Below are 14,085 nucleotides of genomic sequence, written 5' to 3'. Positions count from 1 at the left end.
GAACAGCGACCTCGTCGGAGAGTCCGACGGCGGCATGCCGATCCTCGTCGACCTCGTCGAGGAGTTGGGCTCCGACGCCTACGTGTACGGCCACGTGAACCTCAACGGCGCCGATGAGCGGTTCGTCGTCCGCATCGAGGACCGGAACACGCCGCAGATGGGCGACACCGTGCACGTCAAGCCGCGCGCCGGAAAGCTGCACGTCTTCCACGCGGCCACCGGCCTCGCCATCTGAACTCGTCTCGGATCACCCGCTGCGCAGGCGGCCGCTCAGCAGAGCCGCCTGCGCAGCCTCGTATCGCGCGTCGGCCACACCTACGGTGTGCGAGCCTGATCGTCGCCTGCCAGCAGCGCCCGCACGCCGCCGATGTAGCCATCGATGGTGGTGTCGCTGACGAGCAGGCGTTGCAGCGCGAAGCCCTGCACGAGACTGAGCATGGCGGCGCCGACGGAGTCCGGATCGGCACCGGCGGGCAGGTTGCCGGCGGCCTGCCACCGGCGGGCGACCTCGGCGAAGTGCCCGCGCAGCCGGTAGTAGGCATCGTTGACGCGGATGCGCAACTCATGGTTGCGTAGAGCCTCCGCCCACACCTGCATGATGACCCGAGTGAGATCGATTCCGGTGGCGGGATCGTTGGTCACGCGGCCGATGATCGCGTCGATCATCATGGTCACCACGTGCTCCGGTGACGGGGTGGCGCCGCCGGCGAGCAGGCGGGCGAACACTTCGTCCGCAGTCGACAACGTCGTTTCCGCCACGGCGCTGATCAGGTCCTCTTTGCTGGGGAAGTACCGGTACACCGCCCCGGCGGACAGCCCCGACTCGCTGATGATGTCGGCCATCGAGGTGGCGTGGAAGCCCTGGTGGGCAAAGCGGCGGGTGGCGGCCGCCAGGATCTCGGCGCGGCGGTTGGCCCGGTACTCGTCGGTGACGCGCGGCATACCTCAGTCTAAAACGAACGTTCGTTCTTGACGACCGGCCCCGGGCACCCTACCCTGGAAAATAAAGCGAACGACCGTTCTTTTTTGGAGAGTCGGCATGGCCACACAGACCTCGCCCGTCCCCGGCGGACCAGTCTGGCTCGACGGGTCTGGCGCCGCGCGACGACCCAGCCCAATCCATGCGCCGGAGCCATCGCCCTGGTCGCGAGTCGCGTCGACGGTCGCGCTGCTGACGGTGTTCATCAGCGCGTTGCTGACGGCGTTCGCCTGGCCCGCGGTCCACTCATCGGTGCACAACGTGCCGATCGCCGTGTCCGGACCGGCGCCCGCCGCCGCGCACGTCACCGCCGCGCTTGAGCAGCGCCTGCCGGGGGCGTTCCAGGTCACCCTGCTCCCCAACGCCGCGATGGACCAGAAGGAAGTGCTCGACCGCCAGGTCTACGGGGCGATCGATGTCAGCTCCGGCACGCCGCAGGTCATCACCGCCTCGGCGGCGAGCCCGGCGATCGCGCAGGTGTTGCAGGGCGTGGGGAACGCTCTGGAGCCGTCGCCCGGCGGCGTGCCCACGGTGCGCGACATCGCCGCGCTGCCCGTCCACGACCCGCGCGGCGCCGGTCTCGCGGCCGGATTCCTGCCCCTGGTGATCGGCGGCACGCTCACCGCCGTCCTGCTCACCAATCGCGTCCGGCGCACCGACCGCCGGATCGCCGGCGCGTTCGGCTTCGCGGCCGCCGGAGGGCTGGCCATGACGGCGATCCTGCAGTTCTGGCTCGGCTCGCTCACGGGTGACTACTGGGCCAACGCCGGCGTTGTCGCGCTCTCGGTCGCCTCGACGTCCATGACGCTGCTCGGATTGGAATCGGTGCTCGGCGTGGCCGGGCTGGGCCTCGGCGCCATCGTCATGGTGCTCATCGGCAACCCGCTGGCCGGCACCGCCAGTGCCCCCGAAATGCTGCCCGGCTGGTCCGGTGCCCTCGGGCAGTTGCTTCCCCCGGGCGCGGCCGGGACGCTGCTGCGCTCCACCGCGTTCTTCGACGGTCACGGCGCCGCCCGCCCGGTCGCGGTGCTGTTCGCGTGGCTCGCCCTGGGCGCCGTGCTGTCAGCCAGCGGCCTGCACGCCCGGCGCCGGACGCCCGGCGCCGACCCGGCCGCACCCGTCACCACGACGGCCACCGCCTGACGGATCCGTGGACCGGGCGTCGACCCGCGGGGCTTCGGAGCGCGACGGCAGTGCTCGCGGCCCCATGCTCCCGACCCCCCGGCCCCGATCGCCCGGCCCCGGCCCCCGGCCCCGATCGCCCCGCCCGACTGGTGAGGCTGGGCGATCGGGGCCAGAGAAGGGTCAGCTGCGCGGACGGTGGCCGCGCTCCTGGTGCGGCACGGTCTGCTTCGCGCCCGGGAAGGCCGGCGGCGGCAGCTGGGCGACCTCGTAGGTGGCGAGGTTCAGGTTGCCGCCGGTGTTCGGCATGACCGGCGCCGGGGTGCCCCGGTTGAAGCGCAGCGTCCGGGTGAGGTCACCGAAGGTCCGGCGCCGCCACGCGCTGATGTTCGGTTCCATCACACCGGTGACCTTCTCCAGGAACCGCAGCACGGAGGTGTGGTCGAACTTCTCGCTGCACACGTAGCCGCCCGCGCTCCACGGGGACACGACCATGCACGGTACCCGGAATCCGGCGCCGATCGGCACTCCGTCGACGTACTCGTCGGGGGTGCCGGGCGCTGGGGTCGGCGGTACCACATGGTCGAACAGCCCGTCGTTCTCGTCGTAGTTGATGATGACGACGGTCTTGGCCCACACATCCGGGTTGGCCGCGATGGCCGCGATCGTGGCGGCCACGAAGGCCGCTCCCTGGGCCGGCGAGGCACCGGGCTCGGCCGGGTGCTCCGAGGCGCCGTCGGGCGGGCAGAGCCACGACACGGTGGGCAGCTTGTCGTGCAGCGCGTCGTACTCGAACTGGCCCACCGAGCTGAGCGCCACGCCCCTCTCGTACAGCGAACTGCCCGGCAGCGCGTCCTGGAACGCCTTGAACTGCGGGAGCATCCCGTGCGCCACGAGGCCGCTGCCGTAGTGGTAGTCCTTCCAGCTGATCCCGGCGGCGTCGAGGCGTTCGGCGTACGTCGTCCAGGTGTAGGGCTGGCCGTTGGGGTGTCCGTTGTAGGTGACCGGTCCCCCGTTCTCGCCGTTCGGATCGATCGTGCCGGTGTTCCAGTACAGGCGGTTGGACCACGTCGGGCCCATCACCGAGGAGTGGTACTGGTCGCAGATCGTGAACGCGTCGGCCAGCGCGAACTGGAACGGAATGTCCTCGCGGGTGTAGTAGCCCATCACGTACGGGCCGTTGGTCTTGTCGGCCGCCCGGTGCGCGGGCAGCCAGTTGTCCATCTTGCCGCCGTTCCACGCCTGGTGCTGCACGTCGTACTCGTGGTTGGTGGTCGGGATCCGCTGCGCGTTGGTGCTGCGGGTGTCCAGGTGGAACGGCAGGAGATAGCCGTCGGGATTGACCGGATCGGGTTGGTAGAACACCGAGCGGCCGGTCGGCAGGGTGATCGCGTGCGGGTCGTCGAACCCGGCCACCCCGGAGAGCGTCCCGAAGTAGTGGTCGAACGAACGGTTCTCCTGCATGAGGAGGACGACGTGCTTGATGTCGCTCAACCGTCCGGGTCGGTTGGGTGGTGTGGCCAGCGCCTTCTGCACGCTGACGGGCAGCAGCGAGGCCGCGGCGCCACCGGCGGCCGCAGCGCCCGCGCCGCCCAGGAACCGGCGGCGGGTGAACTCAGACATGAAGCGTCCCTCTCGTGTCGGAAACGCTGACAGCATTTCGGGGCGAACTGCCGGAAGAGGCGACTGGCCATGAACTCCCGGTGAAGCACGGAAAACTCCCCGGGCCCGCGCGAGTGCTTGACCCCAAGCGTCAGTAGCGGCTAACGTTAGCCGACCTTGACGGACACCGAGGGAGACGGCATGGGCAAGCCGGACGCGACCGACGGAGTTCTGCGCGCGCTCGCGGAACCTCGCCGTCGCACCATCCTGCGGTTGGTCGCCCACACCGAGATGTCCGCTGGCGAGATCGCCGCGGCGTTCGAGATCAGCCGCACCGCGGTCAGCCAGCACCTGACGGTGTTGAAGAGCGTGGGCCTGCTGACCGAACGCCGCGAGGGCACCCGGCGCATCTACCGGGCCCGCTCGCAAGGGCTTGCCGGGCTGCGGGAGTTCCTGGACGAGATGTGGGGCGACGCACTGGATACCGCGCGGCAACTGGTCGAGGCGGAGCGCGGCCTGTCCGACACGGACGAGCGGGTGCGGCGTGCCGGCTGACCACCGGCCGGCACGCGGGCCACGCCGACCGCGGTTTCGGCCGCGCGCCGACGAAGCAGCCGATCCGATGACCGGACTCGAGCGGGCGTGGGCGGCCGTGCTGCGCCGATTCCGCGACCACCTGAACGACGCAACCGATGAGAAACGCGGAGACAGGCCATGAGCACCGACAGCCAACCGTCCGTCGTCCCGCTGCGGCGCCCGCCGGTGCGGCAGTCCACGATGGTACGCAGCGACGTCGCGCACACCTTCGACGTCTTCGTCCGGACCGTCGGAGTGTGGTGGCCGGTCCAGTTCTCCGCCGGAGGAGACAAGGTCCGCGACATCACCATCGAACCCGCGCCGGGCGGTCGGGTGTACGAGACGTGGCAGAACGGCACCGTCGTGCAGTGGGGGGAGTTGCTGGCCTGGGACCCGCCGAACGGCTTCACCATGACCTGGACCGGCACTCCCGCGCCCACCGAGGTCGAGTTCACGTTCGCCGCGCTGGGGCCGGCCCTGACCCGAGTCACCGTCGAGCACCGCGGCTGGGAGGCGCTGAGCGACGCCCAACTGTCCGAGGACTGCGCGCTGCCCGGCGGATACCGCGGCGGCGCCTACAGCACCGGCTGGACAACCATCCTGCGCCACTTCACCGACGCGGCCGAGACGGCGGTGCCGGAGTCTCCCAACCACGCATGAGCCCCACCGGGCGGAGGAGCACACCATGACGACGTACACCGACGAGATGATGCGCGAACGGCTGACCCAGGCGGCCTCCTACACGCTGGTCGTGATGCGCGAGGGCGAGAACTACGGGACGGAGGGCGCCGACCGGATCATCTGGGAGCACGGCCGGCGCAACATGGGCCTGCAGGCCGACGGTGTGATGCCGGTCGTCTGCCCGGTCGGCGATGGCACCGGCCTGTCCGGCATCGGCATCTTCGTGGACGGCCTCGACGAGGTACGCAAAATCATGGAAGGGGATCCGGCCGTCCAGGCCGGCGTGCTCGCCTACAGCGTGCATCCGTGCCGGGGTTTCCCCGGCTCGGCGCTACCCCGGACCTGACACCGCGTCAGAATTTCGGCGCGTGGGCCCGCCCCGCCTCTCGAGCCGCGGGGCGGACCCGCTCGCGTTTCGGCCGCACTTTCTCCAAAGGATCGCGACCCCGCCCTCGAATGCCGCAAAGCACCACTGAGGGGGATCGGACCGACGATGGACACTCAGCGCAACGCGCGCGTCCTCGCCGTCGAGCAACCAGGCCGAAAGACCGGAACAAATTGACCGACCCGCGAGCCACTTTCCTAATCCCGACACCGTTTGCGAATTCGCGTGGCCCAAAGAACCATGTCCTTGCTGGAATCTCGGCGGATCGGGAACACCAGCGAGCGCGTGCGCGAGAATAGGGAAATGGGCCAGATCAAAGGATACTGGCGCCTTGGCGCCGCACTGGCAATCGGGACCTGCCTCACGCTCACGTCCTGCCACGGACCATCCGGAATGTCCGCCGCGCGTTCATCGAACGCGGGGTCCGGCGCCGGTGTGCCCCTCACTCCCTCGCCGGGGGCGACGAACCAGCCGGCGTCAACGGAAATCGGCACCACGTTGCCGGGCAAGCGCATCAACAGCGTGACGTTGACCGACGCAACGGACAAGCGGGTCTCCGGGGCGCTGCGCAGCGACGGTGCCGCATGGGTGCCGGCACAGCCCTTGGCGTACCACACGACGTATCACGCGACGGTGACCGTGGTAGACGGCAAAGGCACGCGGTCGACGGTGAGGACGAACTTCACCACAATGCCACAGCCGGCCGGCGACCCGATCGTCAGCACCCTGGACCTTCAAAGCGGCGCGACATATGGGGTCGGCATGCCACTCGCCCTGCGATTCGACGCGCCCATTCCGGACGATTCCAAGGCCGAGGTCGAACACCGCCTGTCGGTCACCAGCGATCCGCCGCAGACCGGGGTGTGGCACTGGTACGGCGACCAGCAGGTCATCTACCGGCCGAAGAGCTACTGGCAGCCGGGAACCAGACTCGCGGTCAGCACGAAACTGGGAGGCATGCCGGTTGCCGGGCGGTATCTGGACTCCGATCACACCGCAGCAGCGACCATCGGTCGCAAGATGACGTTCCGGACGACCGATGCCACCAAGCGCATGCAGGTCTTTCAGAACGACAAGCTGGTAAAGACGTTCCCGGTCAGCCTCGGCGCCCCGGAGACTCCATCGTCGGCCGGGAACATGGTGATTATGACCAGGGAACGCAGCGTCCTGTGGGTGTACAGCGACGACGACCAACTTGAGGTCAGCTACGCGGAACAGCTGACCGGGGACGGCGAGTACATCCACGCGGCGCCGTGGTCGGTGGCCGACCAGGGCCATGACGATGTCAGCCACGGCTGCACGAACCTGTCCACCGACGACGCGGCCTGGGTATACAACAACTCCCTGATCGGTGATCCCGTGACGGTGAACGGCACAGGTAAGCACCTCCAGTCCGGTAACGGATGGACGGTCTGGGATACCAGTTGGGACGACTACGCCAAGGGAAGCGCTCTGCGGAAGGGGGCCGATCGGCCCCCGGCCGAGGGGCAGGCGCCGACGGGGCCCAAGCCGCCGCCCATGCGGATGACAAAGTGACAGGGTCAGCCCGGTGATGCGGCCGCCGCCGTGCCGGTCAACCGCTGGCCCGGAAACAGGACCTGCGCCCGCCGTCGTGGCGGCGGGCGCAGATCGCTGATGTTCTGGGCAGTCGAGGTTCCGATCGACCTCATGCTCCAGGGCTCGGCGCTGGATCAGCCGGTGACACTCGGCTTTCCGGTCTCCAGGTGGCCGACGAACCGCTGCGACCAGCCTTCATCGCAGTCGGCCGTGACGGTCACGTCATACCAGCCATCGCTGACCGTCAGCGGGCTCACGGCCCACGCCTCCTTGCCGTGCGCGGCGACCTTCACGGTCTGCGGCCTACCCGAGATGTAGTGGTTGTGCCTGATCGTGAACGCCACCGACGAGTGCCGCCCATTGTGCAGCCACATCTTCAGCTTCGGGTGCCCGGTCGACTTGCCGTCGTCATAGGTCGCCTCGACGACGAGGTCGCTGCCCGCCGTGGCGACGTCGCCGACGAACCGGCGCAGGAACCGGTTGGGCCCGGTGATGGTGAGGTCGTACGTGGTGTCGTCGGCGGAGACGCCCACCGCGCCGGTTCCGCGCGCCGTCGCGTGGGCCGCGACGGTGTACTGGCCCGGGAACGCGGCCGGGTACTGCGTCAGCGACGGGGCGCCGGACCGGTTGTTGTACACCGCGAAGTGGCTCGCCTTGGTGACGAACGGAGCCACGTTGCTGAACGCCAGATTCGCCACCACGCCAGACGGTCCCCCGGAGAACCCGACCAGGTTGGCGTTCGGCTGGCACGGCAGCGGACGCGCCCGCTTGGTCCCCGGCTCCTGAGTCGGCATGGTGTTGTCGCCCGGCAGCGGGGTGTACCGGGTCTCCGGGACGAGCGCTCCGGTGTCCGGAAGGCGAGGAAGGCCGTAGACCGGCGCGGTGAAGTCGAATGCTCCCGTCAGGTCGCCACAGACCTTGCGCCGCCAGTCACTGATGTTGGGCGAGACGGCCGGCGTGCCGATCGCGGCGGTCCACTTCTCGAGGAACTGGATGACCGACGTGTGGTCCGCGGTCTCCGAGGTCACCCAGCCGCCACGCGTCCAGGGCGAGATGAGGATCAGCGGTACCCGGAAACCGAGGCCGACCGGAACGGGGGCGGTGACACCGTAGGATCCGAGCGTACCGGCGACGAACTCGTTCCCCTCCCCCGGCGCCGGCACCGGCGGCGGCACGTGGTCGAACTGGCCGTCGTTCTCGTCGTAGTTGACGATCACCAGCGTCGAGTTGAACACATCCGGGTCGGCGTTGAGCGCGTCGAGGACGCCGCGCAGGAAATACGCGCCGTTGCTCGGCGCCGTCACCGGGTGCTCGGAGAAGAACTGGTTGTTCACCATCCAACTGACCTGCGGCAGCGTGCCGTCCAGCACGTCGGCGCGGATCGCGGCGATGAGGTTGTCGGCGTTGCCGGAGAGCCCGGTGATCGGCTCGGGGACGTTCTTCACGCCGTTGTCGTAGTAGACGTTGCCCGGGGCGGCGGTCCCGCCCTGGGTGGGGTCGAGCGTGGCGAACGTGTTGAAGTACTCCAGGCCGTTGTCGCCGTAGTCGTCGGCGCACTGGTACACCCGCCAGCTGACGCCCGCGTCCTGCAGCGTCTCGGCGTAGGACTCCCAGGGCAGGAACCTACCGAGTTCGTCGCCGCCGTCGTTGGCGACGAAGCTGCCGTGCTTCTGATCAGCGTTGATCGTCCCGCTCCACAGGTAGGTGCGGTTGGGCCCGGTCGCGCTGAGCACCGAGCAGTGGTACGCGTCGCCGATCGTGTACGCGTCGGCGAGAGCGTAGTGGAACGGCAGGTCGTGACGCTCCAGGTAACCCAGCGTCGTGGGGCCGCCCTTGGCGGAGTACCAGCCGTTCATCAGGCCGCCGTACCAGGCGCCGTGCTGGTCCGCCCAGCCGTGACTGGTACCGCCGTAGTTCGCGGCGCCCAGTTCGGGGCTCGGCGGCGTCGCCCCGCTCCACGACTTCGCCCCGCTCAGCCGCCACGGGTACTGGGTGGCGGCCCCGGCGCTCGGCGTCACCGGCTGCTGCCAGACGGTCTTGCCGCCGGGGAGCAGGATGGTCGAGCGGTCACCGAATCCGCGCACTCCCTTCAACGTGCCGAAGTAGTGGTCGAAGCTGCGGTTCTCCTGCATGACCACGACGACATGCTTGATGTCACGGATGTCGCCGTGTACGTGATGGGACGGGGCGGCGGGGGCCGCGTCTGCCCGCGCGCCGGGCAGCGCGGCACTGACCGCGGCGGCTGTTGTGACGGCGGCGGCGGTACCAAGGAAATTCCGGCGAGACACTGTGGACATGGGTTCGAGACCTCCGGGTGCGGTTTGCGACCGGCCTGGCTCGGCGCGTCTCGTGCCGCGCGCCGACCCAGACCGGTTGCCTGCCACCTGACGCTGGTCTCGCGACCTTTCCCCGAGACGACGGGCAGTCGAAGCCGACATTGCCGGTTCCGCAAGGTCGGGGGCTCCCGGTGCTCGCTACGGGCGGAGCAGGTCGAGGTTGACCGCGTCGGCCATCGCCTTGTAGCCCACGTCACCGGGGTGCAGGTGATCGCCCGAGTCGTACGCCGGCAGGATCCGCTGCGGGTCCGCCGGGTCGCGGATCACCTTGTCGAAGTCGACCACTCCGTCGAACTCACCCGAGGTACGGATCCACTGGTTGACCTGGACGCGTACCGCCTCCCGCTCGGGAGTCCAGGCCGTCCACCCGGCCCACGGGGTGATGGTGGAGGCGACGACCCGGATGCCCTGGTCATGCGCCCGCTGGATGATCTGGTGGTACGCCTGGATGAACTGGTTCGGGTCGTACTGCGTCGGATCGTTCTGCAGGTCGTTGATGCCCTCGAAGACGAAGACCGTACGCACGCCGGTCTGGGTGAGCACGTCCCGCTCCAGCCGGGCCAGTGCGTTCACCCCCTGTCCCGCGCCGGTGTAGTCGAGCAGCAGCCGGTTGCCGGCGATGCCGGAGTTGACGACGCCGAACTGGCGCGAGCGCGGCTGCGTCAGCATCCGGTCGGCGAGGTAGTCGGGCCAGCGGTGGTCGGCGTCGACGGTCGAGTGCGTGCCGTCGGTGATGGAGTCGCCGAGGAACGCGACCGAACCGTCCATCGTGGACTCCACGTCGAGCCCGTCGAGGAAGTAGAAGTTCGAGATGCGCGAGGGGAAGGACGCGACCGTGGGCTGGCCGGTCTGGTCGCCGGCCGCCAGGTACCCGGTGGTCCAGGCGTCCCGGTGGTACGTGGCCGGACCGGTGGGCCCAGGCAGGTAGAGGCTGGCCATCAGGTTGCCGTCGCCGGGTACCGAGATCCGTACCGGGTCGGAGGCGTACTCGGCGCCGGGCGGGATGGTGACGCTCGTGGCGCCGTCGAAGGTCACCGGTACGAGGCTCGCCGCGTCGACGTCGCCGGGCGTACCGCCGGGCCGGCCGAGGGTCGTCGACTGTACGACGAGCGGCGTCTTGCCGTACACGTTGGTCAGCCGCAGCCGGACCACGTCACCGCCGATGGATACGTGGATCCGCTCGCGCAGGGTCGTGTCGGTGAAGCCGGCCAGTTGCTGGCCGCTGAACGGTACCTCCGCCGCGGTCGCCCACGTCGCTACCCAGTCGGTTCTCGCGGCCGGCTCCTTCTTGGCCACCGGATCGGCCTGGGCGATGCCCGCGCCGATCAGCCCGGTGACCAACGTCGCGGCCGCCACGGCCGCGGCGGCCCAGCGCATCCGGCTTCGAGCGGTGGCTTCGGTCAAGGTGACACGCTCCTCTGTGGACGGTCGACCCGTGGCGGCGATCCTCCGACTGGTCTGGGTCGTCGCGCCGGGCGCGCCGAGCCAGACCGGTCGTTCAGCCGACATGGGATGTCTACCGTGAAGGCTATGAGCGTCCGGCACGCAGAATCCACAAAATGCGCGGTGAGCGGTCGTTCCACTGCGCCGAGCGGTCAAATCATCGAACGGACATCCCATGTCCTGGGGAGCCGAAGCCCGAGCGGACGCTACGGCCGACTCAGCGGGTGACGCGTGCCGTCAGGGCTGCGCCTGGATCGCGGCCGCCGTGGTGGTGAGCACGGAGACGAGTTCCTTCGAGCGCCCCCGCTGGTAGCGCGTCGACGGCACGGATACCGAGATCGCCGCCTGCACCCCGTTGCGCCGCAGAGCGACCCCGACGGCCGAGATGCCCGGCTCGCTCTGCCCCATGTTTTCCGCGTAGCCGCGCTTGCGCACCTGGGCGAGTTCCTCGAACAGGTCGTCGATCGTCTTGATGCGGCCGGTCGGGCTGTCCGGGATCCCGCCCGCGTACAGGTCCCGAATCGCGTCGTCGGTCATCGTGGCGAGCAGCGCCTTGCCGCCCGACGTCAGGTGCGCCGGCATCACGACCCCGGTGCGCGAGGCCACCCGCAGCGCCGCCGGACCCTCGATGCTGTGCAGGAAGCGCACCGTCGCGTCCTGCCGGATCATCAGGTGGGTGGTCTCGCCGGTGACCGCGGAGAGCTTGGTCATATGCGGCACCGCGATGGCAAGCAGCGCCTCGGGGTGCGACGGCGCCAGCCGCAGGCGTACGAACGCGGGCCCCTGCACGTACGACCGGTCTTCGTGCTGCGCGGCGAGTCCCGACTGCAGGAGCGTCGTCAGCAACCGGTGCGCGGTCGACGGCGCCACGCCGAGTTCCTCCGCCACGGTCATCACCCGCAACCGCCCCCGTTCGGCCAGCATGAGTACGAGCCGCAACGCGTTGGACGCCGACCGCGAGGGCGACTCTTCGCTGGTCATCATCGCCTGCCGCGCCCGGCGGCCGAAAGCATTCCCATCACGACCCCAGGGACCGGGCCGGAGGTTTCGGCAGCCGACACTCGCCGCGACACATCCGCATACATCGGTGTGACGATACCCGTCCGGCCGTCCAGCGGCGTCGGCGCGTCGAGGTCGGCGTCGGTCGGCCCGCCGGTGACGCGGGAGAGCACCGCGTCACCCGCGTCGACCCCTGCGCTGGTGCGCGCCACGTCGAGCCTGGCGGCCGGCGCCTGCTGGACGTCGGTCATAGTCTGTCTCCCCTAGATGATGAACTGGTCCGTGGTCTCGGGCGCGAACAGGCTGGCGGCGTCCGGCGCCCGGCCCGCGAGCCCCTGTTCCACCGCGTACCGGCAGAACGTGTCGAGGACGTGGCGATTCGCCTCGACCCCGTACGCCCAGTAGTCGGCACCCATCCGCGCGACCGTCCGTTCGTAGTCCTCCCGGACGAACGGCAGCGACACGGACAGCGCGACCGTACGGGCGAGCTGCGCGTACGCGATCCGCTTCGCGGCCGTGAACGCCTTGAGCAGTTCCTGGGCGAGCCACCGGTTCTGTTCGTACACCCGGCGATGGATGACCACCACGTGCATGATCGGGAAGATCCCGGACAGCTCGAAGTAGCGCTCCTCCTCGGCCCGCGTGTCGTCGAACAGGCGCCGCACCGGGCCGGCACCGAAGCTGTCCGGCGCGCGTGGAGTGTAGACGGCGTCGAGTTGCCCGGCGGCGAGCAGATCGGAGAGGCTCCGCCCGGCGGGCGCCGGGGCCAGGTCGATCTCCGGCGGCAACCGCACCGCGACCTTTTCCTTGCGGCCGGCCTGGTTCAGGCCACCGGTCCGGTACCGCACCGAGGTGACCGGCACCCCGTAATGCTCGGCGAGGATACCGCGGATCCACACGTTCGCGGTGAGCTGGTACTCGGCGAGCCCGACCGTCTTGCCCTTCAGCTGCTCGACGGCCGGCCGGTCGGGGTCGAACGCGTCGCCGTTGATGTAGACGCTGGTGTGGCGGAACATCCGCGACGGGAAGACCGGGATCGCCACGAACGGTCCGTCGGCGAGGTGGGTCAGCAGGTACGTCGACAGGGACAGTTCGGCGACGTCGAACTCGCCGTACTGGACCATCCGGAAGAAGATCTCCTCCGGCTCCAGGTGTACGTAGCGGAGGTCGACGCCGTCGACGGTGACGCGCCCGTCGGCCAGCGCCGCGGTGCGGTCGTACGGCCCGCAGGCCAGTGTGACCGGAAGTCGTGCCACGGTGCCTCCCCGGCTCAGCGTGCGGACCGCGGCACGAAGGTGACTCCGTGACGCGCGCACTCGGCGATGAACAGCTCGTCGATGACCGGCGACTGCTCGTCGTACTCGATCTGGTTGCCGCCGTCCCGGCGGTCGACGAGCGTGCCCTCGTACTTGTGGTTGATCAGGTACTTGCGACTGCCCCACCGCAGCGCGACGTAGCGGGCCGGTTCGCGTCCGGAGTTGAAGTGCTGGTGCCACCACATGTCCGGCGGCACGAAGATGGAGTTCGGTCCCCAGTCGACCCGCTGTGGGTCCTCGCCGTCGCGCTGCCACAGCAGCGAATAGCCCTCGCCGCCGAGGATGACGATGTTCGCGCCCGGGCCGTGCCGGTGGGCCTTCTTGTACTGCCCGGACGGGAACTGCGAGATGTGCGCGATGAGCGAGCCGTCGCCGAGCTGGAACGTGACCATCTTGCCGTCCCCGCCGCGCCGCGCCAGCATCGGCAGCTCGAACGTGTTGACGTCGTCGATCCAGGTCGTCTCCCAGACGCCGGCGCCGTCCGGCCGCTTCCACAGCCGCCCTCGCGAGTCGAAGTAGCTCTCGGGCGCGTCGCTGGCGGCCCACCGGTCCGGGAACTCGAACGGGTTCTCGTCGGCGAACCGGCTGTCGTGGAACAGGTTCATCACCGGCGGCGCGCCGTTCACGCAGTACAGCGTCGTGTCGGAGTCGGCGACGAGCCGGTAGTCGACGTTCAGCGGCGGCGCGAACACCGCGCCGGGCGCCCACTCGTGCCGCACGGTGTGACCGTCCCGCCGCAGCTCGACCGTGCCGCGGCCGGACACGACGTAGAACAGCTCCTCGTAGACGTGACGCGCCCACGTCGTGGCCTCGCCGCGGTCGACCTTGAGGACGAACGAGCCGTTGGTCTCGTCGGCGCCGTCGAGCTTGATGATGGCGCCCGCCGCGCCCTTCGACGCCCACTCCGACGTCTTCACCTCGGTCAGGTCCGCCACGTAGAACCCGCGCACGATCGGCACGTCCTGGTCGACACACCACTGCTCGTACGCCGTCTCCGTCGACCACGGGATCACCGGCGCACCGGCGGACAGCTCGACCGAGTAGGGACCGTACGCGGGCCGCGCCGGGGTTCCGTTGTTGTCGGTCATG

At 69.7% G+C, this 14,085-nt stretch carries 15 protein-coding genes; 6 read left to right on the top strand and 9 right to left on the bottom strand.

Annotated features, from left to right (window positions below; genetic code table 11):
* Positions 1–235: TOBE domain-containing protein (locus Raf01_RS39430; RefSeq protein ID WP_203923221.1), on the top strand; the 235-nt coding region annotated here is incomplete at its 5' end.
* 80 nt (positions 236–315) lie between these two features.
* On the opposite strand, the gene Raf01_RS39425 is transcribed toward Raf01_RS39430, so the two are convergent.
* A complete protein-coding gene (locus Raf01_RS39425; RefSeq protein WP_203923220.1) occupies positions 316–942 on the bottom strand; it encodes a TetR/AcrR family transcriptional regulator in 627 nt (208 codons plus the stop codon).
* Positions 943–1,039: 97 nt separating this feature from the next.
* Between Raf01_RS39425 and Raf01_RS39420 the strand changes: the two genes are divergently transcribed.
* Positions 1,040–2,122 carry a hypothetical protein gene (locus Raf01_RS39420; protein WP_239134316.1) on the top strand — a complete coding sequence of 361 codons (1,083 nt, stop codon included), beginning with the start codon at positions 1,040–1,042 and terminating at the stop codon, positions 2,120–2,122.
* Between the two features lie 162 nt (positions 2,123–2,284).
* Here the strand turns inward: Raf01_RS39420 and Raf01_RS39415 are convergent, their stop codons facing one another.
* Positions 2,285–3,724, bottom strand: a complete 1,440-nt coding sequence (locus tag Raf01_RS39415; protein WP_203923219.1) for an alkaline phosphatase family protein — start codon at positions 3,722–3,724, stop codon at positions 2,285–2,287.
* Between the two features lie 156 nt (positions 3,725–3,880).
* On the opposite strand from Raf01_RS39415, the gene Raf01_RS39410 reads away from it, so the two are divergent.
* From Raf01_RS39410 to Raf01_RS39400, 3 genes are all read left to right on the top strand, one after another.
* Positions 3,881–4,258, top strand: coding sequence for an ArsR/SmtB family transcription factor (locus Raf01_RS39410; RefSeq protein WP_239134315.1), 378 nt, complete (start codon positions 3,881–3,883; stop codon positions 4,256–4,258).
* Positions 4,259–4,417: 159 nt separating this feature from the next.
* The gene (locus tag Raf01_RS39405; RefSeq protein ID WP_203923218.1) at positions 4,418–4,939 is read left to right on the top strand and encodes an SRPBCC domain-containing protein; all 522 of its coding nucleotides are present in this window, start codon (positions 4,418–4,420) and stop codon (positions 4,937–4,939) included.
* Positions 4,940–4,964: 25 nt separating this feature from the next.
* Complete coding sequence (locus tag Raf01_RS39400) at positions 4,965–5,306, top strand: YciI family protein (RefSeq protein ID WP_203923217.1); 342 nt, start codon at positions 4,965–4,967, stop codon at positions 5,304–5,306.
* A gap of 236 nt (positions 5,307–5,542) precedes the next feature.
* On the opposite strand, the gene Raf01_RS50140 is transcribed toward Raf01_RS39400, so the two are convergent.
* Positions 5,543–5,962 (bottom strand): hypothetical protein, encoded by a 420-nt coding sequence (locus Raf01_RS50140; protein WP_239134319.1) that lies wholly within the window; start codon positions 5,960–5,962, stop codon positions 5,543–5,545.
* Here Raf01_RS50140 and Raf01_RS39395 point away from each other — a divergent pair.
* On the top strand, positions 5,868–6,881 hold the full coding sequence (locus tag Raf01_RS39395; RefSeq protein ID WP_239134318.1) for a L,D-transpeptidase: 1,014 nt from the start codon (positions 5,868–5,870) through the stop codon (positions 6,879–6,881). The two genes, Raf01_RS50140 and Raf01_RS39395, sit on opposite strands and share 95 nt — an antisense overlap.
* Before the next feature lie 155 nt (positions 6,882–7,036).
* Here Raf01_RS39395 and Raf01_RS39390 read toward each other — a convergent pair whose 3' ends face one another.
* From Raf01_RS39390 to Raf01_RS39365, 6 genes are all read right to left on the bottom strand, one after another.
* Positions 7,037–9,199 carry a phosphocholine-specific phospholipase C gene (locus tag Raf01_RS39390; RefSeq protein ID WP_203923215.1) on the bottom strand — a complete coding sequence of 721 codons (2,163 nt, stop codon included), beginning with the start codon at positions 9,197–9,199 and terminating at the stop codon, positions 7,037–7,039.
* Between the two features lie 177 nt (positions 9,200–9,376).
* Positions 9,377–10,642, bottom strand: coding sequence for an SGNH/GDSL hydrolase family protein (locus Raf01_RS39385; protein WP_203923214.1), 1,266 nt, complete (start codon positions 10,640–10,642; stop codon positions 9,377–9,379).
* Between the two features lie 276 nt (positions 10,643–10,918).
* Complete coding sequence (locus Raf01_RS39380) at positions 10,919–11,662, bottom strand: IclR family transcriptional regulator (protein ID WP_203923213.1); 744 nt, start codon at positions 11,660–11,662, stop codon at positions 10,919–10,921.
* Complete coding sequence (locus tag Raf01_RS39375; protein ID WP_203923212.1) at positions 11,662–11,931, bottom strand: hypothetical protein; 270 nt, start codon at positions 11,929–11,931, stop codon at positions 11,662–11,664. Before Raf01_RS39375 ends, Raf01_RS39380 begins: the two co-directional genes overlap by 1 nt.
* 12 nt (positions 11,932–11,943) lie before the next feature.
* On the bottom strand, positions 11,944–12,936 hold the full coding sequence (locus tag Raf01_RS39370; protein WP_203923211.1) for a substrate-binding domain-containing protein: 993 nt from the start codon (positions 12,934–12,936) through the stop codon (positions 11,944–11,946).
* 14 nt (positions 12,937–12,950) lie between these two features.
* Positions 12,951–14,084: a cupin domain-containing protein gene (locus Raf01_RS39365; RefSeq protein ID WP_203923210.1), complete on the bottom strand. Its 1,134-nt coding sequence runs from the start codon at positions 14,082–14,084 to the stop codon at positions 12,951–12,953.
* Position 14,085: the final 1 nt, after the last annotated feature.

It is taken from the genome of Rugosimonospora africana (assembly GCF_016862975.1).
GTDB classification, from domain to species: domain Bacteria; phylum Actinomycetota; class Actinomycetes; order Mycobacteriales; family Micromonosporaceae; genus Rugosimonospora; species Rugosimonospora africana.
This window is presented reverse-complemented; position numbering and strand designations above follow the sequence as displayed.

Excerpts from the sequence above, each read along its gene's own strand:
- Raf01_RS39425 (WP_203923220.1), bottom strand. The coding sequence starts at position 942 with ATGCCGCGCGTCACCGACGAGTACCGGGCCAACCGCCGCGCCGAGATC.
- Raf01_RS39420 (WP_239134316.1), top strand. The coding sequence starts at position 1,040 with ATGGCCACACAGACCTCGCCCGTCCCCGGCGGACCAGTCTGGCTCGAC.
- Raf01_RS39415 (WP_203923219.1), bottom strand. The coding sequence starts at position 3,724 with ATGTCTGAGTTCACCCGCCGCCGGTTCCTGGGCGGCGCGGGCGCTGCG.
- Raf01_RS39405 (WP_203923218.1), top strand. The coding sequence starts at position 4,418 with ATGAGCACCGACAGCCAACCGTCCGTCGTCCCGCTGCGGCGCCCGCCG.
- Raf01_RS39400 (WP_203923217.1), top strand. The coding sequence starts at position 4,965 with ATGACGACGTACACCGACGAGATGATGCGCGAACGGCTGACCCAGGCG.
- Raf01_RS39390 (WP_203923215.1), bottom strand. The coding sequence starts at position 9,199 with ATGTCCACAGTGTCTCGCCGGAATTTCCTTGGTACCGCCGCCGCCGTC.
- Raf01_RS39380 (WP_203923213.1), bottom strand. The coding sequence starts at position 11,662 with ATGACCAGCGAAGAGTCGCCCTCGCGGTCGGCGTCCAACGCGTTGCGG.
- Raf01_RS39375 (WP_203923212.1), bottom strand. The coding sequence starts at position 11,931 with ATGACCGACGTCCAGCAGGCGCCGGCCGCCAGGCTCGACGTGGCGCGC.
- Raf01_RS39365 (WP_203923210.1), bottom strand. The coding sequence starts at position 14,084 with ATGACCGACAACAACGGAACCCCGGCGCGGCCCGCGTACGGTCCCTAC.